This is a genomic window from Leisingera sp. ANG49 (assembly GCF_059694505.1).
Genome location: NZ_JCATZN010000002.1, coordinates 120,248 through 144,397, shown reverse-complemented (window position 1 = coordinate 144,397; position 24,150 = coordinate 120,248). Strand labels below are relative to the sequence as shown.

At 61.9% G+C, this 24,150-nt stretch carries 17 protein-coding genes; 11 read left to right on the top strand and 6 right to left on the bottom strand.

What is annotated here, in order from left to right; translation table 11 throughout:
* Positions 1-99: 99 nt before the first annotated feature.
* Positions 100-1,215: an S-(hydroxymethyl)glutathione dehydrogenase/class III alcohol dehydrogenase gene (locus tag AC58NV_RS07075; RefSeq protein WP_497226500.1), complete on the top strand. Its 1,116-nt coding sequence runs from the start codon at positions 100-102 to the stop codon at positions 1,213-1,215.
* 84 nt (positions 1,216-1,299) lie between these two features.
* On the opposite strand, the gene AC58NV_RS07070 is transcribed toward AC58NV_RS07075, so the two are convergent.
* Genes AC58NV_RS07070 through AC58NV_RS07055 form a run of 4 tightly spaced genes read right to left on the bottom strand, consistent with a single transcriptional unit; the run spans position 1,300 to position 6,459 of the window.
* A complete protein-coding gene (locus AC58NV_RS07070) occupies positions 1,300-2,814 on the bottom strand; it encodes a SpoVR family protein (RefSeq protein ID WP_497226499.1) in 1,515 nt (504 codons plus the stop codon).
* On the bottom strand, positions 2,801-4,138 hold the full coding sequence (locus tag AC58NV_RS07065) for a YeaH/YhbH family protein (RefSeq protein ID WP_497226498.1): 1,338 nt from the start codon (positions 4,136-4,138) through the stop codon (positions 2,801-2,803). Before AC58NV_RS07065 ends, AC58NV_RS07070 begins: the two co-directional genes overlap by 14 nt.
* 18 nt (positions 4,139-4,156) lie before the next feature.
* Positions 4,157-6,091 carry a PrkA family serine protein kinase gene (locus AC58NV_RS07060; protein ID WP_366660705.1) on the bottom strand — a complete coding sequence of 645 codons (1,935 nt, stop codon included), beginning with the start codon at positions 6,089-6,091 and terminating at the stop codon, positions 4,157-4,159.
* Entirely contained in the window at positions 6,088-6,459 is a 372-nt protein-coding gene (locus AC58NV_RS07055) for a hypothetical protein (protein ID WP_497226497.1), read from the bottom strand. The genes AC58NV_RS07060 and AC58NV_RS07055 overlap by 4 nt, the downstream gene beginning before the upstream one ends.
* A gap of 362 nt (positions 6,460-6,821) precedes the next feature.
* On the opposite strand from AC58NV_RS07055, the gene AC58NV_RS07050 reads away from it, so the two are divergent.
* The 4 genes from AC58NV_RS07050 (at position 6,822) to AC58NV_RS07035 (ending at position 14,226) form a co-directional block, all read left to right on the top strand.
* Positions 6,822-9,371, top strand: a complete 2,550-nt coding sequence (locus tag AC58NV_RS07050) for an Ig-like domain-containing protein (RefSeq protein WP_497226496.1) — start codon at positions 6,822-6,824, stop codon at positions 9,369-9,371.
* Between the two features lie 72 nt (positions 9,372-9,443).
* A complete protein-coding gene (locus AC58NV_RS07045; protein ID WP_497226495.1) occupies positions 9,444-10,724 on the top strand; it encodes a TolC family protein in 1,281 nt (426 codons plus the stop codon).
* Between the two features lie 29 nt (positions 10,725-10,753).
* Positions 10,754-13,051, top strand: a complete 2,298-nt coding sequence (locus AC58NV_RS07040; protein ID WP_497227035.1) for an ATP-binding cassette domain-containing protein — start codon at positions 10,754-10,756, stop codon at positions 13,049-13,051.
* Positions 13,048-14,226 (top strand): HlyD family type I secretion periplasmic adaptor subunit, encoded by a 1,179-nt coding sequence (locus AC58NV_RS07035; protein WP_497226494.1) that lies wholly within the window; start codon positions 13,048-13,050, stop codon positions 14,224-14,226. Before AC58NV_RS07040 ends, AC58NV_RS07035 begins: the two co-directional genes overlap by 4 nt.
* 62 nt (positions 14,227-14,288) lie before the next feature.
* Here the strand turns inward: AC58NV_RS07035 and AC58NV_RS07030 are convergent, their stop codons facing one another.
* Complete coding sequence (locus AC58NV_RS07030; protein WP_497226493.1) at positions 14,289-15,002, bottom strand: trypsin-like serine peptidase; 714 nt, start codon at positions 15,000-15,002, stop codon at positions 14,289-14,291.
* Positions 15,003-15,618: 616 nt separating this feature from the next.
* On the opposite strand from AC58NV_RS07030, the gene AC58NV_RS07025 reads away from it, so the two are divergent.
* From AC58NV_RS07025 to AC58NV_RS07010, 4 genes are all read left to right on the top strand, one after another.
* Positions 15,619-17,934 carry a methyl-accepting chemotaxis protein gene (locus AC58NV_RS07025; RefSeq protein WP_497226492.1) on the top strand — a complete coding sequence of 772 codons (2,316 nt, stop codon included), beginning with the start codon at positions 15,619-15,621 and terminating at the stop codon, positions 17,932-17,934.
* A gap of 463 nt (positions 17,935-18,397) precedes the next feature.
* A complete protein-coding gene (locus tag AC58NV_RS07020) occupies positions 18,398-19,129 on the top strand; it encodes a response regulator (protein WP_497226491.1) in 732 nt (243 codons plus the stop codon).
* Positions 19,130-19,227: 98 nt separating this feature from the next.
* Positions 19,228-19,719, top strand: coding sequence for a response regulator (locus AC58NV_RS07015; RefSeq protein WP_497226490.1), 492 nt, complete (start codon positions 19,228-19,230; stop codon positions 19,717-19,719).
* Positions 19,691-20,782 carry a sensor histidine kinase gene (locus AC58NV_RS07010; protein WP_497226489.1) on the top strand — a complete coding sequence of 364 codons (1,092 nt, stop codon included), beginning with the start codon at positions 19,691-19,693 and terminating at the stop codon, positions 20,780-20,782. Before AC58NV_RS07015 ends, AC58NV_RS07010 begins: the two co-directional genes overlap by 29 nt.
* 225 nt (positions 20,783-21,007) lie before the next feature.
* Here the strand turns inward: AC58NV_RS07010 and AC58NV_RS07005 are convergent, their stop codons facing one another.
* Positions 21,008-21,622, bottom strand: coding sequence for a helix-turn-helix domain-containing protein (locus AC58NV_RS07005; RefSeq protein ID WP_497226488.1), 615 nt, complete (start codon positions 21,620-21,622; stop codon positions 21,008-21,010).
* A 173-nt stretch (positions 21,623-21,795) separates the two neighbouring features.
* Between AC58NV_RS07005 and lpdA the strand changes: the two genes are divergently transcribed.
* Both lpdA and lipA read left to right on the top strand, forming a co-directional pair.
* On the top strand, positions 21,796-23,178 hold the full coding sequence (gene lpdA, locus AC58NV_RS07000; protein ID WP_497226487.1) for a dihydrolipoyl dehydrogenase: 1,383 nt from the start codon (positions 21,796-21,798) through the stop codon (positions 23,176-23,178).
* A 16-nt stretch (positions 23,179-23,194) separates the two neighbouring features.
* Positions 23,195-24,139: a lipoyl synthase gene (gene lipA / locus AC58NV_RS06995; protein WP_497226486.1), complete on the top strand. Its 945-nt coding sequence runs from the start codon at positions 23,195-23,197 to the stop codon at positions 24,137-24,139.
* Positions 24,140-24,150: the final 11 nt, after the last annotated feature.

The following is a 24,150-nucleotide window of genomic DNA, read 5'->3' as shown; positions in this document are numbered from 1 at the left end:
CGCTGGGTCCGTCAGACCCGCGGCTCGCCGCAGGCACAGAATTCACCCGGGCGCGCCAAACAGTGCCCGAACCCGCAGATAGAACGAAGGACCAGTCGCATGATCAAGACCCGCGCTGCCGTTGCGGTTGCCCCCGGCAAACCGCTGGAAATCATGGAAGTGAACCTGGAAGGCCCGAAAGCGGGCGAGGTTCTGGTGGAAATCAAGGCAACCGGCCTGTGCCACACCGACGAATTCACTCGCTCCGGGGACGACCCGGAAGGCATCTTCCCGGCGATCCTGGGCCATGAGGGCGCGGGCGTCGTGGTCGAGGTGGGCGAAGGCGTCACCGGCCTGAAGCCGGGCGACCACGTGATCCCGCTCTACACGCCTGAGTGCCGCGAGTGCGACTACTGCCTCAACCCCAAGACCAACCTGTGCCAGGCGATCCGTTCGACCCAAGGCCAAGGCCTGCTGCCCGACGGCACCACCCGCTTCTCGATGCTGGACGGTACCCCGATCCACCACTACATGGGCTGTTCGACATTTGCCAACCACACCGTGGTGCCGGAAATCGCGCTGGCGAAGATCCGTGAGGACGCGCCCTTCGACAAGGTCTGCTACATCGGCTGCGGCGTCACCACCGGCATCGGCGCGGTGATCAACACCGCCAAGGTGGAAATCGGCTCCCGCGCGGTGGTGTTCGGTCTCGGCGGCATCGGCCTGAACGTGATCCAGGGCCTGCGGCTGGCCGGTGCCGACCAGATCGTCGGCGTCGACCTGAACCCGGGCAAAGTGGAGATGGCGAAACACTTCGGCATGACCGATTTCGTCAACCCGGCGGAGGTCGAGGGCGACCTGGTGGCGCATCTGGTGGAGTTGACCGGCGGTGGCGCGGACTATACCTTTGACGCCACCGGCAACGTGCAGGTGATGCGCACGGCGCTGGAAGCGGCGCACAAGGGCTGGGGTGAATCGATCATCATCGGCGTGGCGCCGGCGGGGGCCGAGATTTCCACCCGCCCGTTCCAGCTGGTCACCGGCCGCAGCTGGCGCGGCACCGCCTTCGGCGGCGCGAGCGGCAGAACCGACGTGCCGAAGATCGTCGACTGGTACATGGACGGCAAGATCGAGATCGACCCGATGATCACCCACAAGCTGACGCTGGATCAGATCAACGAAGGCTTTGACCTGATGCACGAAGGCAAATCGATCCGCGCCGTGGTGGAATTCTGATCCCGGGATTCATGTGAAACACGGGAGACGCAGGCCTTAAGGCCTGCGTTTTCTTTTGAACGATGGACAGGTTCGGCTTTGCCGTCAGCTTTCGGTGGTGGCCTCGACCGCGTCGAGCCGGACGTCATAACCCCAGAGCCTGCGCAGATGCTTCAGCACCTCCTCCTGGTCATCCTCGTCCAGATGGATGCCGTCGCGCACGGTGTGGGTCAGCTTCAACTCCCGGTCGCCGCGCAGGTCGGCATCGGTGACCTGAATGTCCGGCTCCAGATAGGCAAGGTCGTACTGTTTCGCCAGGTCGCGGCGGATCGCCTTGTAACCGGCCCGGTTGTGGATCTGGCTGACCACCAGATTGGGCAGCTCCGCGTCATTGGTCAGTGTGAACAGCTTGAACTTGCGGATCAGGTTCGGCGACAGGAACTGCTGGATGAAGCTCTCATCGCGGTAGTTCGCCCAAGCATCCCGCAGCACCCCGCGCCAGTCCGGATTGCCGGCGAAATCCGGGAACCACTCGCGGTCCTCATCGGTCGGATCCTGGCAGATGCGTCGGATGTCCTGCATCATCGCAAAGCCCAGCGCATAGGGGTTGATGCCAGAATAGCGCGGATCGTCATATTCAGGCTGCATCACCACATTGGTGTGGCTGTGCAGCATTTCCATATAGGCGCCTTGCGTGATCTGGCCCTGCTCGTAGAGCTTGTTGATGATGTAGTAGTGCACAAAGGTCGCGCAGCCTTCGTTCATCACCTTGGTCTGTTTCTGCGGGTACAGATACTGCGCCAGCATCCGCACGATGCGCAGGATCTCGCATTGCCAGGGCTCCAGCACCGGGCTGTGCTTCTCCAGGAAGTACAGGATGTTTTCCTGCGGCAGGTTCATCATCTTGCGCCGCGCACTGTAGTCGGCGTCCTCCACCAGCTCCAGCTTGTCCCGGCCCAGCGTCGAGTCGGTCCAGATATCCAGCACGCTATGGCCGCTTTCGTAGCCCTCCCGCACCTTCTGCATAGCCACCAGTTCCTCATTGGTGGGCTTGGGCGGGCGGCCGTAGCGGAACACCCCCTGGGATTGCAGCGCATGGGCGGCATCCAGCACCTCTTCCACGGCCATCGGGCCATAGCGCTCCTCGCAGGCGGCAATGTAGTTTTTTGCAAAGGCCAGATAGTCATGGATGCCTGCGGCATCTGTCCATTGCTGGAAAAGGTAATTGTTCTTGAAGAAATGATTATGACCAAAGGCCGCATGCGCCATTACCAGCGTCTGCATCGCCATGGTGTTTTCTTCCATGTTGTAGCTGATGCAGGGGTTGGAGTTGATGACAATTTCATAGGCCAGCCCCTGGCGCCCGGTGCGGTAGAGCGCCTCGTCGCGGGCGAAATGCTTGCCGAAAGACCAGTGCTGATACATCAGCGGCAGGCCGACGCAGGAATAGGCGTCCAGCATCTGCTCGGCCGAGATGATCTCGATCTGATTGGGATAGACGTCCAGTCCAAGATCTTCGAGCGCGATCTCCTCGATCGCGTCGCGCGCCTTTTCCATCAGTTCAAAAGTCCACTCAGGCCCGTCAAACAGCGGCTCGCGCGCCTTTTCAGCTGCCTGCATACTGCGCCCCTTTCACCTTGGGGAGGAAGAACTCCCGGAAAATCGGATAGATATGGCCCGGCTGCGAGACCCGCTGCATTTCGAAATGCTGCGCCTGCGCTTTTACCTCGCGGTAGTTCTGCCACAGGTCTTCGCCTGCTTCAGGATTGTTCAACAGCATCTCCGCCGCCTCATCGACGATTTCCACATAAGCGTAGAATTGGCTGACCGGCAGCAGGTCGTTCAAAAGCAGGTTTTTGCAGCGCACCGAGTCATTGCCGAAGTTTTCGCCGTCCGAGGCCTGGGCGCCGTAGATGTTCCACTCATCCGGCGGATAACGCTCCTCGATGATCTCCTTCATCTTCTCCAGCGCAGTGGAGACGATGGTGCCGCCGGTTTCGCGGGCATAGAAGAAAGTTTCCTCATCCACTTCCTGGGCGTGGTGGGTATGGCGCACGAACACCAGCTCGGTGTGCTCATAGCAGCGTTCCAGGAACAGATGCAGTAGCAGGAAGAACCGTTTGGCCAGATCCTTCTCGCGCTCCTGCATGGAGCCGGAGACGTCCATCAGGCAGAACACCACCGCGCGGGAGTTGCGGATCTTTTCCGGCACGAAAGTGTCATAGCGCAGATCCAGCGGATCGATGTAGCCAACCACCTTGCGCTTGCGGATGATGCCCTCCAGCCGCTTCTTTAGCGACTCCAGGAATTCCTCCTGCGGCGGCGTGCGCTCATCCAGCGCTTCCAGCTCCGCGATCTGCTCTTCCAGCTCGCGCTGGGATTTGGTGGTCGGGCGCTGCAGGGCGATGCGGCGGCCCAGCGAGTTGCGCATGGTGCGCACGAGGTTCAGGTTGTTGGGCGTGCCCGCGGTGGTCAGGCCAGCGCGGCGGGTGCCAATGGTTTCGGTTTCTACCGTGGCCTTTTCCACCAGGTCCGGCAGCTCCAATCCCTCAAACAGGATTTCCAGGTATTCCTCCTGGGTCAGGGTGAATGAAAATTCGTCCTCGCCATCGCCGTCCTCGGAGGCCTTGCGGCCGCCCTGCCCGGCGCCGCCCTGCGGCCGTTTGATGGTGTCGCCGACAACAAATTCCTTGTTGCCGGGCAGCACATGGCGGCGCAGCCCCCCCTTGGAGGAATGAAAGAACCGCGGTTCCTTCAGCCCCCGTGACGGGATCGTGACCTTTTCGCCTTCATCCGGGACACCGCTTCCGCCTTGGATCGACTTCCCCCGGACCGACTGATCGACGCGCTCCTTAATATTCTCCCGGGCCCGCCGCAGGAACCGCTGGCGGTTCCCGAGGCTCTTGCCCTTCGGATTGGCGCGCCTGTCGATGAAATGATGCATATTCCACAGCGCTCCTCTTTAGCCCGCCTTGTTGACGCGCATGTACCATTCGACCAGGCGCCGCACCTGGCGGTCGGTATAGCCGTGGCCGCGCATCCGCTCGACGAACTCCTGGTGCTTGCTTTCGGTCTTGCTGTCCTTCTTGGATCCGAAGGAGATCACCGGCAGCAGTTCCTCCACCTGGCTGAACATGTGCTTCTCAATCACATCGCGCAGCTTCTCGTAGGAATTCCAGGCCGGGTTTGAGCCGGTGTTGGCACGGTGGCGCAGGGCGAATTTGACCACCTCATTGCGGAAGTCCTTGGGATTTGCGATGCCGACCGGCTTTTCGATTTTCGACAGCTCCGCATCCAGAACCTCGCGGTTGTAGAGCTGGCCGGTATCCGGATCCTTGTAGTCCTGCTCCTCGATCCAGGCATCGGCGTAGGAGATATAACGGTCGAATACATTCTGGCCGTATTCGGTATAACTTTCGAGGTACGCCTTCTGGATCTCGTTACCGATGAACTCCTCATAGCGCGGCGCCAACTCGGTCTTGATGAACTCCAGATACTTCTGTTCCGTCTCCTGCGGGAACTGCTCGCGCTTGATCATCTGCTCCAGCACATACATCAGATGCACCGGGTCCGCCGCCACCTCGTTGGTGTCGAAGTTGAAGGTAGTGGACAGAACCTTGAAGGCGAAGCGGGTGGAGATGCCGTTCATGCCCTCGTCCACGCCGGCGCGGTCCTGGTATTCCTGCACCGTCTTGGCCTTGGGATCGGTGTCCTTCAGGCTCTCGCCGTCGTAGACCCGCATCTTGGAATAGAGGTTGGAGTTTTCATGCGGCTTCAGGCGGGTCAGCACCGAGAAGCGGCTGAGAATCTTCAGCGTTTCCGGCGCGCAGGGCGCATTGCGCAGCTCGCTGTTCTCGATCAACTTCTCATAAATTGAAGTTTCATCGGAGACCCGCAGACAGTAGGGCACCTTGATGATCGACACCCGGTCAATGAACGCCTCGTTGTTCTTGTTGTTCTTGAAAGACTGCCACTCGGACTCATTCGAGTGCGCCAGGATCAGGCCGCTGAAGGGGATGGCGCCGAAGCTTTCGGTACCCATGTAGTTGCCTTCCTGGGTCGCCGTCAGCAGCGGGTGCAGCATCTTGATCGGCGCCTTGAACATCTCGACGAATTCCAAAATGCCCTGGGTCGACCGGTTCAGGCCGCCGGAGAAGCTGTAGGCATCCGGGTTGTCCTGGCTGAAATGCTCCAGCTGGCGGATGTCGACCTTGCCCACAAGGGTGGAGATGTCCTGGTTGTTCTCATCGCCCGGCTCGACCTTGGCCACACAGATGCGGCGCAGGCGCGACGGGTACAGGCGGACAACCGTGAACTTGTTGATATCGCCATCGAATTCATCCAGCCGCTGAACCGCCCAAGGCGACATCAGACCTGGCAGCCGGTGCTGGGCAATGCCGTATTCCTCTTCCAGCACCTTGCCCATGCGGACCGGGTCAAAGAGGCCCAGCGGGCTTTCGAAGATCGGCGAGATCTGATTGCCGGCTTTCAGCACATAGATCGGCTGATCCTCGACCAGACGCTTCAGGCGTTCCGCCAGGGAAGACTTGCCGCCGCCGACCGGGCCAAGCAGGTACAGGATCTGCTTGCGCTCCTCCAACCCTTGCGCCGCGTGGCGGAAGTAGCCAACGATCCGTTCGATCGTGTCTTCCATGCCGTAGAAATCGTGGAAGGCGCTGTAGCGTTTGATCGTGCGGTTCTGAAAGATCGGTCCGAGCCGGGAGTCCTTGGAGGTGTCAACCAGCTCTTCCTGGCCAATTGCCTTCAGCATCCTCTCGGCGACGTTTGCATACAGGCTTGGATCGTCACGGCAGGCGTTCAAATAGTCCTGCAGCGGCATCTCCTGCTCGCGCGTTTCGCCGTACTGCTCTGCAAAAAGTTCGGCAATGTCTTTCATCTTGGATCAAGCCTCCTGGTTAACTCGCGCCGTTCCTCCTGGCGTTTAAGATCGCGCGCAGACAGAGAGCCCAGCACGTGGGCATGGATGTCCGCGTCAGTGTTGAGTTCTGATTTCTGCTCGGCGCCGCTACTGGCGTCATACGTCCGGCTGGCCGCTCTTGGCGGCGGCCTGCGCCCGGAAACCAGGGCTATCGGCGTCGTGTTACTTACTCTCGAGCTTACACCAATTACGAACTTCTTACTATCTGAAAGTGGTGTACTTTTAATTAATTGCCAGAAACTTTTGCGGGAAATTTTCTTCACATCGCGGCGATCACCACAGCCGCACCTCCCTTCTGCATCGCGGCATTTCAAGGGCTTCAGCATCAAACTGCCCGCAAAACCAAAACTTCACAGGCAGCTTTCTTCTATCCCCGCCGCTCCCGCGCGGACGCTTTGCTGAGCGGGCTCTCCCGCGCGCGCGCCACAGGGCCGCCGGGTGAGGTTGCAGCAGACGCAGCATCACAGCCCCATAAAAAGCCATAGAAAATCTGCGGCAACCAGGACACGGTTGGTAACAAAATTACCTCAAATGCGGCGTTCACATACTGGACAGGACAGCAAAATTTGTCACATTGTGGCCTCAAAATGGCCGCAAAAGACGGCCGCTGGGCAAAAAACAGGCAACGAAACCATACGCCGATGGCCGAATTCCGGGCCGCGGCATATAATAGATGGGCGGTAAATCTATGAGCACGGTCGCATATATCACCCGCGATATGGCGGGCACTACACAGCATGGAAATTTTTCCGAAGGCACCCCGGCACGTATTGATGCAAGCCAGTCCAAGGACATTTCACTCAATCTCAGCCCAGCAGACGTCGAGAGCTATTCACGGCAAGGCAGCAACCTGCACATCACCCTGGCAAACGGCCAGGAGCTGGTGCTGGAAAATTACTATTCCTTCGGCGCAACGGGCGGCAAGAACCTGTTCCTGAGCCAGGAAGGCCAGTTCATCGAAGTGGTGCTGGAGGACAAGTCCGGCGGTATGCTGTTTGCCACTTACGAGCCGCTCGACCTGGCCGGCAAGTGGAGCGCCTATGACGAGATGGTGTTTCTGGACGTCGACCGGATCGAACCGGTTGTAGCACCGCTGGCTGCGCCCCTGTTCGGCGGCCTGGGCGCGGCTGGAGCCGCAGCGGGCGTCGTCGGCGCGGCCGCAATTGCCAGCGGCGGCAGCGGGGATGGCGGCGGTGGCGGCGGCAGCGGCGGCAACAACGGCAATACCTTTGTGACCATCGACAGCGGGCTGGCAGGCGGAGACGACACGATCAGTGCAGCCGAAGCAGCGGCCGGAGTGACCCTGACCGGCACCGCTGAGGCAGGTTCCACAGTGGAAGTCACTTTTCAGGGTGTGACCCGCACCGTGACAGCCACCGATGAAGGAACCTGGAGCGCGGACTTCGCCTCTTCGGAAGTAACCGGCGGCGAGTACGACGCGCCGATCAGCGTCACATCGACGAACGCTTCTGGCGACACGGCAACAGCCGCCTCCACCATCCGCATCGACACCGAAACCGCAGTTGCGATTGATGACGGTCAGGCCGGCGGCGATGACATGATCAATGGCGCAGAGGCCGCCAACGGGGTGACCCTGACCGGCACCGCCGAAGCCGGGGCAACCGTGGAAGTGACTTTCCAGGGGGTGACCCGCACGGTGACCGCCACCGACGGCGGAACCTGGAGCGCCGATTTTGCCGCCTCGGAAGTCCTGTCTGGCGAATACGATGCAGAAGTGACGGCCACGGCAACCGACGCCTTTGGCAACACCGAAACGGCCACCGGCACGATCCGGGTGGACACCACCACCACCGTAGACATCGATTCCGGCCAGTCGGGCGGCGACGACATCGTCAACAACGCCGAAGCCGCAGCAGGCCTGACCCTTACCGGCACCGGAGAGGCCGGCGCGACAGTCAGCGTCACGGTTGAAGGCGTCACCCGGACTGCCACGGTGGATTCCGATGGCAATTGGGCGGCAGAGTTCGAAGCGGGCTCCCTGCCCGCCGGTGAATATGACACAACGATCAGCGTCACCTCGACCGACGAAGCGGGCAATACCGCAACCGCCACGGCGGATCTGCATGTGGACACGGTGGTCGATCCGCTCACTGTGGAAACCGCAAGCGTCGAGGGCGATGGCATCGTCAACGCAAGCGAGCGCAGCGACGGGGTCACCCTGACCGGCACCGTGGAGCCGGGCTCAACCGTGGTGGTTCAGCTGGGCGATGCCACCGAAACTGCGACCGTGGACGCTGACGGCAACTGGAGCGTGGACTTTGCCGCCTCTGGCATTGCCGAGGGCAGCTATGAAGCGGACATCACCGTCACTGCCACCGACGCTGTCGGCAACACCTCGGAAATCACCGACACATTGACTATCGACACTGAAGTTGTGCCGTTCGAAGCGGACAGCATTGCCGATGATGACATCGTCAACATCGCCGAGCGCGCTGCTGGGCTGACCCTGACCGGCACAGTGGAGGCCGGCTCAACGATCGACATCACCATCGAAGGCGTGACCCGGGCCGCAACCGTCGATGCCGACGGCAATTGGAGCGTGGAGTTCGACGCGGACGACCTGCCGGAGGGCACCTACAGCAGCCAGGCAGAGATCACCGCGACCGACCCGGCTGGCAATACCGCGACCCTGACTGAGACTTTTGAGGTCGACACCGAATACGATGCACCGAATGTTGGCAGCGTCATCAGCACCGGTTCCGGCGTCACTGGTTTCTTCAGCGACGACTACGAGGACAGCGACACCACCCATGAGCTGACCAGCGGCGGCGCGGTGGAGGATGTCACCGGCACTGAAACAGACCTCGGCGGCGGCAGCACTTTCTTCAGTTTCGACGAAACGGTACCGGACGGATCGCACCTGGTGGTCAACCGCGTTGATGATGCAGGCAACAGCTCTGGCACCATGATTGTGTTCGAAGATGGCGCCGATGCCACGGTGCTGGATCACGCAGGCCTGTCGCAGTTCAACATCGACGAGCTGAACCTGGTGCACGCGGACAATGTCGATCTGACTCTGACCGAAGCCGATATCAACGCGCTGTCCGGTAACGCTGACACACTGACGGTGCATGGCGGCTCGGACGACACCCTGACCATCACCGGCGCAACGGCCAGCGGCACCCAGACGATCGACGGCGAGACCTACGACGTTTACACCTTGGGCGACGACGGCACCACGATCCTGGTCGATGAAGACGTCAACACCGTGATCTGATCTACCGGCCCGGCGGCTTCTGCTGCCGGGCCCAAAATATCAAAAGCCTGGAACAAAAGGGCAAAGGGCAGGATGCAACCGGGACGCTTTCTTTGCGCCATCGCAACGATGTGCAGCCTTTCGGCCTGCGCACCGGCACCCTTTGGCGATGCGGAAGCCAGCGGCCCGCACAGCAATTTCACACAAACGGGCGAGACCACCTCCGAAGTGATCAGCGCCCTGATGGAGCGCCGCTCGCTGCTGGCGGAGGACAGCGCCTACGGACAGGTGGCCGCAGCCGCCATTGCCGCCTCCTCCCGCGCAGCCGAGGCAGAACTGATCAGCGCCAAGCTGCGGGCGGAGGCGGCGTCCAAGAATTGGTTTCCGACGCTGGGGCCTTCTGTCAGCCTGACTGACCTGGGCGATCTGGTGGCCGGGCTGCTGATCGAGCAGGTGCTGTTCGACAACGGCCGCCGCAAGGCAGAGCGCGAGTTTGCCGCCGCCGATGTGGAGGTCGCCGCCGTAAGCCTGTCACAGGACATGAACAGCCGGGTGGAAACCGCCGTCGGGCTTTATGCCGCTGCCCTGCGCGGTGATGAGAAGGCTGCCTATGGCGACCGCGCACTGCGCCGGATGCAAGAGTTCCGCCGCATCGTGCAGGGCCGGGTCGATGGCGGCGTCTCCGACCGCGCCGACCTCAATGTGGTGGACAGCAAGATCAGCGGCATCCGCACCGCTACCGCCACTGCCCGGGACGCCGCCGCCACCGCACGCGCTGAGTTGCAGGCGATGACAGGGCAGACTTTCGGCCAGAAGCCTTCGCATCTGTCTATCAGCACACCGCCCGAACAGGGGCAATTCCTGTCCGTGCTCAAGGCTGAAGCCGAAGCGGAGCGCACCATTGCCCAGGCCAAGTCCGGCCGCGCCGGGCTGCTGCCGCAGATCTCCGCCGCAGGCAATGTGACCACTGACGGCTCTGGCGCCGGGATCACCCTGGGGGTCGGCCAGCCGCTGGGGCTGGGCACGCCAGCCGCCATCCAGGCGCTTGAGGCCTCCAAAGAGGCCGCGACGCGCCAAGTCGGCGAAGCCGAAGAGGCCGCCCGCCGCGCCTACAGCCGCCAGGTGCAACAGATTGCGTCGTACCAGCGGCAGGAGGGCGAGACCGCCGTGCTGGTGCGCCGCAGCCGCGAGACCTACGAGCTGTTCCTGAAGCAGTTCGAGGCAGGCCAGCGCCCGGTGATGGAGGTGATCCAGGTCTATGAGGAACTGGTGCGCCGCGAGCAGGCCCATATCGACGCTAAATACGAGGTGGTGCTGATCCAGCTGGCACTGGCACGCGACCTTGGGCTTCTGGCTGATGGGGACAAGATTTGACTGACACCACGCAAAAGCCGCCCCGCCCGATGCCCGCCGCCGGCAAGAAGCCGGTGCTGCGGGCCGTGCCTGTTTCCGGCCCGCAGGCCGCACCGCAAGGCAGGATGCAGCCAGCCAACACCCCTGCCCCGGCGCCCGGCCCTAGTGCCAAGCTGAAACCAAAGACAAGCAACCGGCCCAAGCCCCAGGATCCACAGCCCGAAGTCGGCTCGCTGCTGGAAGGGGCGGCAGCCCGCATCCAGCACCGGGCCAGCCTGATTGCGACCCTTGCTGCGCTGAAGGGCAGCGAGGTGGCAGTCAGCGACGTCGCAGCCTTCCTGTGGAAGGAAACGCCGGGGGACCTGTCCCTCCACACGCTGACCAAGGCGCTGCAATCCACCGGGCTGCAGCCCAAGGTGCTGGAAAAACAAAGCCTTGCCCCTGCTCTGTGGCCTGCGCTGGCGATCATGTCCGGCGGACAGTGCGTGCTGGTGCTGGGCCAGGCCGATGATGCGCTGACGATCTATGACACTTCCTGCCCGGATAACCGCACCGAGGTGCCGCTGACGGAATTCAGCCCCTACTTCACCGGCACTGTGCTGTCGGTCCGCCCCTCGCTCAGCCAAATGGCAGCCAAGCACACACCGCAGATCGACCCCGGGCACTGGTTCTGGAGCGAGTTCCCGAAGTACCGCCGCCAGGTGGGCGAGATCATGCTGGGCTCGCTGGTGGCCAATATCCTGGCCGTCTCCGTCGCGCTGTTCTCCTTGCAGGTCTATGACCGGGTGGTGCCGCATCAGTCGCACGCAACCCTGTGGGTGCTGGCGGTGGGCGCCTTCCTGGCAATTGCGCTGGAGGCGATGCTGAAACTGGCCCGCGCCCGGCTGACCGATGCGGCCGGCCGCCAGATTGAGCTGTCAGTGCAGCACAACCTGATGCGCCGCCTGATTGGGATGCGCTCCGACAAGAAACCGCTGCCGCCCTCCGGCCTGTTTGCAGCGATGCGCGATTTCGGCTCGGTGCGGGAATTCTTCACCTCCTCCACCATCTCGACGCTGGCGGACATTCCGTTCATCGCAGTCTTCCTGCTGCTGGTCGCCTCCATCGCCGGGCCGGTGGTCTGGGTGATCATCGGAGGCGGCATCCTGATGCTGCTGCCCGCCTATTTCATGCAGAAGAAGATGATCACCTATACCCGCCAAACCCAAGGCGCCAATGCCAAGGCCGGGCGGCTGCTGCATGAGGTGGTGACCGAGCTGGACACCGTGAAGACCCAGCGCGGCGAGGAGCGCGTGCTGCGGTTGTGGGATGAGCTGAACACGCTGTCGTCGCACTCCGCGACCGAGCAGCGCAAGCTTTCCAGCGCCCTTACCTACTGGTCGCAGGGGGTCCAGCAGGCGACCTATATCACCGCAGTGGTGCTGGGCACGCTCCTGGTATTCGCCGGTGAATTCACCGTCGGCACCATCATCGCAACCGGCATCCTGACCAGCCGGACACTGGCGCCGCTGACTCAGTTTGCCGCCACGCTGGCACGCTGGAGCAATGTGAAGGCGGCGCTGGAAGGGCTGGATGCCATTGCCCAAGCGCCGCAGGAGAAAGAGAAAGAACGCTCCTACCTGCGCCGCCAGAAGATCGAGGGCCGGTTCGAGCTGCGCGAGATCCTGTTCCGTTATGAGGATGACGCGGCCCCGACGCTGGATGTTCAGGCGGTGGCAGTCACACCGGGCCAGCGGGTTGCAGTGCTGGGCGTCAACGGCTCCGGCAAATCCACCCTTCTCAAGCTCCTGTCCGGCCTCTATGCCCCCGACCGGGGCCGCATCCTGCTGGACGGCACCGACATGGCGCAGATCGACCCGCGTGACCTGCGGGCAAACATCGGCTACCTCAGCCAGGACGTTCGGCTGTTTGCCGGCTCGCTGCGCGACAACCTGAACCTCAACCAGCTGGAGCGTGACGACGACCGGCTGATGGAGGCGCTGGAATTTGCCGGCCTCGGCGCCCATGTGCGCAATCACCACAAGGGTCTGGACCTGGAGATCAGCGACGGCGGCCATGGCCTATCGATCGGGCAGCGCCAGTCGATCGGCTGGGCGCGGCTGTGGCTGCAAAATCCCTCTGTCGTGCTGCTGGATGAACCCACCGCGGCTCTGGACCAGACGCTGGAACGCACTCTGGTCAGCCGCCTGGAAAACTGGCTGGAGGGCCGCACGGCGGTGATCGCCACCCACCGGATGCCGATCCTGTCGCTGACCAACCGCACCCTGATCCTGCAATCCGGCCGTATGGTGGTGGATGGCCCGCGCGATCAGGTGCTGGCCCATCTGGCCGCAGGAGAAGGCAAATGACCATGGCGCTGCACGACCCCTATGGAAATGCCGAGACGCCGCGAAGCGCCAGCCGTATCATCTATCTGGCGTTGGCCGCTGTGGCCACGTTCCTTATATGGGCCGCCTTTGCCTCCATCGACGAGATCGTGCGCGGCGAGGGACAGGTGGTCTCCTCCTCACGCGCTCAGATCGTTCAGAACCTGGAGGGCGGCATCCTTGCGGAGCTGCATGTGCGCCAGGGCGATATCGTGACCGCCGGCCAGGTGCTGGCCAAGCTGCAGGACACCAAGTTTCGCACCGCCGCGGATGAGCTGCAGAACCAGATCGACGCGCTGGAGATCAGGCGCCACCGGCTGGAGGCGCAGATGAAGGGCGCCTTTGAATTCACTGTGCCGGATATGCTGGCACAGCGTTCCCCCGGTATTCTGGCCTCTGAACGCGGCCTGCTGACCGCGCGGCAGACAGACTTTGCCAGCCGCCGCGACAGCGCCCGGCAGATCATGGATCAGCTGAACGCCGAACTGGCGAATATGGAGACGCTCTACAAGCAAAAGATCGTGGCCCTGATCGAGGTAAACAAGGCCCGCAAGACGGCCACCGATGCGCGCGCCAAATACACCGAAATCGGCACCCAGGCGGAGCTGGAACAAGCCGAAGAATACGCCCAGACCCTGCGGGAGATCACCACCCTGCGGCAGGAGCAGCGGCTGGCGGTGGACCAGTTGAACCGCACCATCATCACCTCCCCCATGGCGGGGATCGTGAACAGCCTGGCCGTGACCACCATCGGCGGCGTGATCCGCCCCGGCGAGGAGATCCTGGAGATTATCCCGCTGGGTGAAGAGTTGTTTGTCGAGGCGCGGGTGAAGCCGGAAGACATCGCAAGCGTGCAACCTGGCCAGGACGCCACAATCAAGCTCTCGGCCTATGACTATACCATCTACGGCTCACTGCGCGGCAAGGTGGATTTCGTCTCGGCCGATACGTTCGAGGATGAGCGCAACCCGCGCGCCGAGTCCTACTACCGGGTAACGGTGCGGGTCGACAAATCCGGTTTCACCGAACGCCAGCAATCGATCGAGATCCGCCCCGGCATGCGGGCCGCGGCTGAACTTCAGACCGGTGCCAAGACTGTGCTGCAGTACTTGCTGAAACCGCTCTACAAATCCCGCGAGGCGCTGCGCGAGCCCTAAAGAAGCAAGAGGCCGCTCCTGTCCGGAACGGCCCCTCCGCTTTGACATGCGGGAAACGAGGATCAGCCGGCCCGGCGGATCAGATCGTTAAGCGTCGCATCCAGAGCGGTGCCGATCGACACCCGGCGGCTGCCCATGGCAGCCTTGGCTGAAATCACCGAAACAAGCCGCGGCGCCTGGCCTGGGCGCAGTTCCAGCACCGGCGATCCCGAGGCCCCGAAGTCCACCAGGCAGGACATCACCAGGGTGCGGCTTTTGCGGGCGAGAACGCTGCAAGAGCGTTTCAGCCTAGGCCGTGTCGCGTGATGCCGCGTATAGGACAGCACGTCCAGGGTATCGCCCCTCTCGGCCCCCCAATCCATCGCCAGTGGCGCTATCTGGCGGCTGCTGATCGGCCGGTCCAACCGCAGTACCGCCAGATCGCTGCCGACCTGATGGGTTCCGGACGGGCGGTACTGATATTGCGGATGCAAAACAGCCTTCGCCACTTGCCGCAGCGCTACAGCCCGGCGCCCGGACAATCCGGCCTCAAACCAGATGCTCTGCGGATCAACCCTGGCTCCTGTCCTGGGATCGAACAGGCAATGCGCGGCAGTCAGCACCAGATTGGGTGCCACCAGCGCCCCGGTGCACATGTTTTTGTTGGCAATGTTCAGCCGTCCGACGGCTTCCAGCCCCTGTATCGTTTCGGCGCGTGCCTGCGGCTCATCCGCAGCCGCGCCTATGGGCATGCCCAGGGACAGGCATGCCGCAATTGCAGCAATAGTTAGTCTCATAACCCACTCCAGCTTCCCACATGGGCATCGTCATTCAGGCGTGCGGCTGGAATGAGACCCAAAGTTGCCGGGCTGAGACCAAAAGGTGGACAGAATACGGCAGCGTTAACAATTCCCTAACCCCCCGGTTATTGATGCTTAACCATGGCAAAAAAGCCTGCCGCTTGGCCAGAAAAAGTAAACAAACCGTAAATATTTTTTTCAACCCGCGAACAACAAAAGAGAACTTTGGTGTCAATTTCAGGCAGAATCCCGATTTGGAGGGTCCGGTCTGTCGCGATTCGAAGCCATCCGGGCCGCAAAAGGTTAACGAATCCAACCCGTCCTGCCGGAGCGCTTGCCTGCAGCCGTTAACCCGCCCTGCCCGCGCAACTCCGCCCGAAACCTTAACGCCAGTTATTCGGTCACGCAGCCAAATGCGCAGAGCGGCCGCAGGGAAAACAATCAGTATGGAATTACTTCTGGATTTTTTGGAGCATTAACGGATTCAAAATCAATCTGACGTTGTATGTGACCCAGTCTCAGTCCCCCATCCCCGGCGCCAAGCCGGCGGATATCTGCCGGAGGTGTTACGTTGAAAATGTTGCAGAATTTTAAACTTTCCCAAAAGCTTCCCATGCTGGTCGTCGGCACCGCTCTGACGGTAACTATCGTCCTGATTGCCTTCAGCAGCAGTTACTTCCGGCGCAGCGTCGTCCATGATGCGGAGGTTGTCTTGCAATCTCTGGTCCGCGACCGCGAGGCTGCGCTGCATTCCTACCTGAAATCCATTGAAGCGGCGATCCTGACAGTCTCTGCGGTTCCCTCCACCGCCAAGGCGATGAAAGATCTGGGCGTGACCTGGACCACCCGCGGCGGTAGCGGACAGCAAGAGGTTGGGAACCTGTCGATGTTTGCCTCGGCCTCGTCGCCATATGATATTCACTTCGAACGCAACCACCCGGCATTCGCAGGGATGATGGAACGGCTCGGCTACTACGACATTTTCCTGATCAGCCCCGAGGGTGATGTGATCTTCTCGGTCACGAAGGAAGCCGACTACGCCACCAACTTGAATACCGGCGCCTACAAAGAAACCGGTCTGGCGCAGGCCTTCCAGCTTGCTGCAGAGGGACAGAAGGAACAGGTCTATTTCTCCGATATTGCGCCTTATGCTCCCAGTGGGGATGCTCCAGCGGCCTTTGCAGCGGCCCGCATCCAGGACAGCGGCGGGCGATACATCGGTGTCTTTGCCATTCAGGTCGCGATCGACGAGATTTCCGGTATTACAACCACCTTTGGGGGTGACCTGCAAACTCTTGACGTTTACCTTGTCGGTAAGGATTACAAGGCCCGCACTGCGTCCCGCCAGGACGGCGGCCACAACCTGCTCGATGAGGTCGGCCGGCTGACGCATATTCAAAATGCCTTTGCCTCCATTGCCGAACATTCGACGGAAGGCGGCACAGGACATGCGGAGACTTTTTATCCGGCGGTTGAAAAACCCAGCGGCCGCATCGTCGCCGCAGTTGCGGAGCCAGTCGCATTCCGCAACTTGCAATGGGCGCTGATTGCCGAACTGGACCGGGCGGAAATTCTGGCGCCTGCATCAGCACAGCGCCAGATCATGATCCTGATTTCCCTCGCCTGTGCCGCGGCAGTGTCCTTCTTCGGCTGGCTTTTTGCACGGTCGATCACCAGGCCGATCGACCGGATCTGCACCGACATGGAGGCGGTGTCCTCCGGCGATCTCGACACCGAGGTGGAAGCGGCAAGCCGCACCGACGAGATCGGCAAGATCGGCAGGACCCTGGTCTCCATGCAGGACGACCTGAAGCTGGCCCGCGCCGCCGAGGAGGAGCGCGCCGAGATGCAGCGCCAGCAGCAGCAGGTGGTCGAAAGCCTGAGCGCCGGCCTGGTGCAGCTCGCCGACGGCGATTTCTCGCAGCCGATCACCTCTGCCTTCCCGGAGGAATACGAGCAGCTGCGGCAGAACTTCAACAGCACCGTCAGCAATCTCAGCGGCACCGTGCAGCAGGTGATCGAGGCCTCCGGCAGCATCCGCAACGGCGCCGCCGAGATCAGCCAGGCCTCCGACGACCTGTCGCACCGCACCGAAAGCCAGGCGGCGACGCTGGAGCAGACAGCTGCGGCGCTGGATGAGCTGACCGCCAGCGTCAAATCCGCCGCCGACGGCGCCCGCAGCGTCGAGGCGACCATGGCCGCGGCCCGCACCGAGGCGGAAAACAACCGCGAAGTGGTGCAGAGCGCGGTCTCGGCGATGACCGAGATCGAGCAGAGCTCGAACCACATCAGCCAGATCATCTCGGTGATCGACGACATCGCCTTCCAGACCAACCTGCTGGCGCTCAATGCAGGCGTCGAGGCGGCGCGGGCGGGCGAGGCCGGCAAGGGCTTTGCGGTGGTCGCCAGCGAGGTGCGGGCGCTGGCGCAGCGCTCCTCGGACGCGGCGATGGAGATCAAGACGCTGATCTCCGACAGCTCCAAACAGGTGGAGCGCGGCGTCGACCTGGTCGGCAAGGCGGGCGAGGCGCTGCAGAGCATCGTCGAGCAGGTCACCCATATCTCGCAGCTGGTCTCCGGCATTGCCGAAGGCGCGGCGGAGCAGTCCACCGGCCTCAACGAGATCAACACCGGCGTCACCCAGCTGGACCAGGTGACCCAGCAGAACGCGGCGATGGTGGAAGAGGCCACCGCGGCGGGCCACATGCTGAACACCGACGCGGGCAAGCTGGCCGAGCTGGTGGCGCATTTCCGGGTCTCCGGCGGCACCCTGTCCGCCCGCCCGGCCCCGGCTGCAGCCCCCGCCCCGGCCGCCAAGCCGGCGCCCTCGGCGCATGGCGGGGGCAACTGGGAGATCGAGGCCAGCCCGGCGCCTGCGCCTGCGGCCAGCAGCGGCAATGCCGCCCGCGATCTCTGGCAGGACTTCTGAACACCCACCGGAGGCGCCGCCGAAAACGGTGGCGCCTTCAGACCGTGCCCCGCGGCAGCAGGAATGCCGCCGCAAAGGAATGGCGCCAGGCTCCCGCATATATCGCAGCACACCGCCCGCTTGCTGCCCGGTTCCGCGGCAGCTGCCTTGGTCGCGCTCCCTATGGAAGCTGCATCGCGCGGCACCAAAATGCTGCAATCAGCCTCGAATTTTCAGCAAACTTGGAACACCTTAGACACCGGTCCAAGCGGCGGCCGGCACCGTGAAGCTTCCGGGAAATTGCAGAGGCTTGCGTGTCAGCAGCGCAAAATCCTCCGCCCCCTTCGCGCAACTCAGTTTTCATTAATGAAATCCCCTCAGATAATAAACCAGTGCGCGTATCGGCTTTGAATATTCTGCCCTTGCGTGTTTTGTTTCGGATGCCTCCATTCCAGGAGCCGTGCCAATTCAAAGGGGTAACAGGATGAGTAACAATCGTTTTCCAGAAGCAGCTGCAACGCCCTTTTTGCAGCCCGTGATCCTCAACATCCTTTCAGTGGATGATGATGAGATAGACAGGCTGCGCCTGAAGAAGCTGTGCCGCAAGGCTGGAATGGAGGCCGAGTTTTTTGAGGCCGCCAATCTGGAAGAAATGCGCAGGCTTCTGGACAAGGAACGGTTCGACCTGGTGTTTCTGGACCACAACCTGGGCATGGACACTGGCCTGGATGCCCTGAAGCTGCTTATGACCCACGAAGATCAAGTGCAGGCGGTTCCGATCATGCTGACAAGCGTCACCAGCTATCAGACCGCCGTCAATGCCATGCGCCGCGGCTGCGCCGACTATATCGTCAAGGAGGAGCTGTCCGTGGACGCGCTGATCAAGTCGATTGCCTCTGCGATCGAACGGCGGGCGCTTTACGGCCAGCTGTCCAGCGCGCGGGCGTCGGAGAAGGAGCTGAAACGGATCTTCCAGCGCTTCATCGTCGGCTGCGGGCCCGACCTGCGGCTGCTGCTGAGCCGCACACTGGCAGGTGTCCGGGTCGTAAAATCGCAGGCACGGCAGGATGAGGGCGTATCACCTTCCGTGCTGTCGGATGTGACGATGCTCGAACGCAGCTGTAAGGATCTGGTGGCGTTCATGGATGATCTGGATAGCGTGATCGAAGACACCCGCGAGGTGACCGCCCGGGTTTCCCCGAACCTGCTGCAGTAGCGGCCCGGCCGGGCTCTGCCCATGACCGCCGGAACCGGCAGACCGAGCATCCGTGCCATGCAGCACCGGTCCAGTCGGCAGAATGGAGTTTGAAGATTATGCAGAATACCCGAACCGCCAGCCGGCCGGCCTTGAACATCATTCTTGTGGAAGACGATGACGGCGACGCCAAAGCCCTGAACCGAGCCTTTGAGCGGGCCAGAATTGCCAATCCGGTTACCCGGTTCGTGGACGGTGTTGAGGCGCTGGCTTACCTGCGGGGCGAAATGAGCCAGGTGCCTCCGCCTCATTTCGTGGTGCTGAGCGACATTAACATGCCGCGCAAAAACGGAATTGAGCTGCTGCGCGAAATCCGCGCCGATCCGGTACTGCACAACATACTGTTCATTGTGCTGACTACATCGGACGACGAGCGGGACATCTCCGAAGCTTATGCCAACAATGTTGCGGGCTACATTCTGAAATCCAAGGCAGGCGAGATGTTTGCCGACCTCATGTCAACGCTCGACAACTACTGGCGCATTGTCGAGCTGCCCGAAATTCACATCAAACAGGTGACTGATGGCAGCACTCAACATCCTGCTCATTGACGATGACGGCGGCGACCGGAAGCTGATGCTCCGGCTGCTGAAGCAGCACCATCCGGACGCCAGGATCAGTGAGGCCGACAGCGGTGAAAATGCACTTGGCTTTGCCGGGTCTCCTGCGGAAATCATCTTTCTGGATTACTTGCTGCCCGATGGCACCGGGCTCGACCTGATCACCCGGCTCAAGGAATCCTGGCCGCAGGCCGTGCTGTTCATGACAACTGGCCACGGGGACGAGGAGATTGCCAAAAGCGTCATCCTGGCCGGGGCCAGCGATTACATCCCCAAGTCGGCTCTGAGCGCGGAGGCGCTGAAGCGGATGATTGCAAACGGTCTGAAAGTCGCAGACATGCGCTGGCGAATTCAGGAGCAGCAAAACGAGCTCCGGCTGTTTTCGGACGTGCTGGTCCACGACATCCGGGCTCCGCTGCGGGCCATCAAGTTTCTGAGCGACCAGATCCAGGAAGAATATGAGGAGGGCGACCTGGAGGAGGTTTCCCGGCAATTCGATCTGATGAAAAAATCGGTGAACAAAACGTCCGAGCTGATTGAACGGCTGGCAAGCCATATCAACCCGCACAGCGACGGCCGGGCGGAGCGTGTCACTGTCGACAGCCTGTTCGACAGCTTGCGCGCGGTTCTGGCGCAGGATCTGGCGGAATCCGGTGCCCGGATCGACTGGCAATCCGGCGGGCTGAGTGTGCTGTGCTTCCCGCCCGATATCGTCCAGCTGCTGCAGAATTTGATCAGTAATGCCATCAAGTACAGCGGCGGCGAGATCCCAGAAATCTCTGTGACCGCCGAACCTGCCCAGCCTGGGGTGGTGATTTCCGTTGCCGACAATGGCATTGGCGTGCCGCCGGAGTACCGGGAGAAGATCTTCGAACCCTTCAAGCGGCTGCAGCGTGGCAGCGAGCAGCCCGGCACCGGTCTGGGCTTGGCGACCTGCGCCAAAATCGCCAAGCGCCACAAAGGCCTGATCTGGTGCGATCCGCAAACGAAAACCGGCACCACAATCCGGTTCACGATCAGCCTGGACCCCGTGCCTGCCCGCGAGACAGCCTGAAGGCGTGTGTTGTCATGGGCGGAGTGCTTTCGTCATTCCAGCTTTGCGGAATATCACCGAAGCGACCTATCCGCTGGAGGTGTTGCCGGCCTCATCTGCCGCCGGGACGGAATTGATCTATGAATCCGGTGCACCTGGGCTATTGGGGGATTTGCGCGGCTGCACACTTCGACATGGGTGCGGCCACCGTCGCGGCCCTTCACGCTGACAGACCTCGCGCACGCGCTACCCTTCCAACGAGACCCAAAGCACACGGGCGTCGTCCGCACTGACGGAAACGCAACCATGGCCCATTCCGCTGTCGTAATAGACGGAATCCCCAGCCCCCATGCGCAGCGGCCGGTAATGCTCGGTGTAGAGGATCAGTTCACCGCTCAGCACGAACATGAACTCCTCCCCTTGGTGGCGCACCCAATTGTCGAACTCGGTCACATCGCGCGCCTTGATGGTGCTGATATAAGGCACCATGCGCTTGCTGGTCAGTTCGCTGCACAACAGCTCGTGATCATAGGTCGAGGTTTCCTTATGCTCGCCTGCCCCCGTGCGGGTGAAATCCCTGCGCCCGGTCACGCCGCTTTGGCTGGACTGCACAAACAGCTGCGGCGTTTCCAGTTCCAGGGTCTGCATCAGGCGGCGGATGATCTCGAAACTGGGCCGGGTCTGGTTGTTCTCGATCTTGGACAAAGTGGACCTGCCAATGGCTGCTGCCTTGGCGGCTTCCTCCAGCGTCAGCCCCTTTTCCTTGCGGGCATCCCGAATCATTTTACCCAGCACTTCCCCGTCCGGGGCTTCTACCACATCGGGGCCGAGCCCTGTTTCTTCTGAGGGAATTGGTTCCATTTCTGCGAATTCTCCTGATCCGCAAACAGCTTAGCTTTGGTGTATCTGCAGGTCAAAATTTCCGAGACCGCACTTTTTGTTTGCAATAGGGAAAAAGTTTCCTATAGGAGACGCAACGTCGTATACGACTGAATACGTGCCGGTCCTGAACCGCTTTTCAGAGGAGAAACCACATGAGCGCATATGATCTGATCGTGATCGGAGCTGGCCCGGGCGGTTATGTCGCAGCAATCCGCGCCGCGCAGCTGGGCATGAAGGTGGCCTGCGTCGAAGGCCGCGGCTCCCTTGGCGGCACCTGCCTCAACGTCGGCTGCATTCCCTCAAAGGCGCTGCTGACCTCCTCAGGTAAATACGCCGAACTATCGCACCTCGCTGCACATGGCATTTCGGCAGGCAATACCAGCCTGGACCTGGGCGCGATGATGGCGCGCAAAGACAAGGTCGTGGGCGACCTGACAAAGGGCATCGGTTTCCTGTTCAAGAAGAACGGCATCGAACTAATCGAAGGCTGGGCCAGCATTCCCGCGGCAGGCCAAGTGCAGGTGGGCGAAGACACCTACACCGCGAAGAACATTCTGATTGCCACCGGATCGGAACCCGCCACCCTCCCAGGCGTGGAGATCGACGAGGTGGACGTGCTGAGCAGCACCGGCGCGCTGGCCCTCAAAGCCGCGCCAGAGCATCTGGTGGTGATCGGCGCTGGCGTGATCGGGCTTGAACTCGGTCAGGTGTGGTCACGCCTCGGATCCAAGGTGACGGTAGTGGAATACCTCGACCGTATCCTGCCCGGCATCGACGGCGAGATCGCCAAACTGTCCCAGCGGGCGCTGAGCAAGCGCGGGCTGAAGTTCCAGTTGGGCCGCGCGCTGAAGGCCATTGAAACGGGCGAAAACGGCCTGACCCTGACGCTGGACCGCGTGGGCAAGGACAAGGAAGAGCAGATCGAGGCCGACAAGGTGCTGGTCGCCATCGGCCGCCGCCCGGTCACCCGGGGCCTAGGGTTGGAAGACCTGGGCGTCTCCATCAACACCCGCGGCTTCATCGAGGTGGATGAAACCTTCCAGACCTCCGTCCCCGGTATCTTTGCAATCGGCGACTGCGTGCCTGGCCCGATGCTGGCCCACAAAGCCGAGGAAGACGGTGTTGCCTGCGTCGAGATCATGGCAGGCGAGCATGGCCATGTGGATTACAACACCGTCCCCGGCGTGGTTTACACCGACCCGGAGGTTGCGTCTGTCGGCCAGACCGAGGAAGCATTGAAAGAGGCCGGCGCCGAGTACATCACCGGCAAATTTGCCTTCATGGCGAACTCCCGTGCCCGCTCCACCGGTGAAACCGACGGTGCGGTGAAGGTGCTGGCTACGCCGGAGGGCAAGATCCTCGGCGCCCATATCTGCGGCGCCCATGGCGGTGACCTGATTGCCGAGCTGGTGCTGGCGATGACCAAAGGCGCCACCGTAGAAGAGGTTTCCCGCACCTGCCACGCGCACCCTGCAATGGGCGAGGCCGTGAAGGAAGCCTGTCTCGACGCGCTTGGCCGCGCCATCCATGCCTGATCCGGAGATCCGCCAGATGACGATCCAGCTGCGCCCCCGCCACCCGGAAAAGGCCCACAAGGCCGACAGCGCCATCCCTCGCAAGCCGCAGTGGATCCGCAAGAAGAAGATCGAAAGCGCGGAGTACTATGAAACCCGCAAGCTAATGCGGGAACATGATCTGGCGACCGTCTGCGAGGAGGCCGCCTGCCCCAACATAGGCGAATGCTGGTCTAAGCGCCACGCCACCATGATGATCATGGGCGAGGTCTGTACCCGCGGCTGCTCCTTCTGCAACGTGACCACCGGCAAGCCGGACACGCTGGATGCGTTTGAGCCGGGCCGGGTTGCGGCTGCGGTCAAGAAGCTGGGCCTGCGCCATGTGGTGATCACCTCTGTTGACCGGGATGATCTGGAGGACGGCGGTGCAGAGCATATCGCGCAGACCATCCGTGCCACCCGCCACCAAAACCCCGGCACCACCATCGAGGTGCTGACCCCGGACTTTCTGGGCAAAGGCGCGGCCGCTGACGCGGTTTTCGAGGCTGCCCCCGACGTTTTCAACCACAACCTGGAAACCGTGCCGCGGCTCTACCCGCGTGTGCGCCCCGGCGCGCGCTACTACACCTCGCTGCGGCTGCTGGACGACGCCAAGTGCGCCAACCCGCAATTGTTCACCAAATCCGGCATCATGGTCGGCCTGGGCGAGACTTTGGACGACGTGCGCCAGGTGATGGACGACCTGCGCGCAGCCCAGGTCGATTTCCTGACCGTGGGCCAGTACCTGCAGCCCACCCCCAAACACCACCCGATCAACCGTTTCTGGTCGCCGGAGGAGTTTGCGCAGCTGGAACAGATCGCGCGCTCCAAGGGCTTTTTGCATGTGTCAGCGACACCGCTGACCCGCTCTTCGTTCCACGCGGATGAAGATTTTGCCGCCCTGAAAAAGGCCCGTCAGATGGCTTTGGCAAAGGGCATTTAACCTTAACGCAA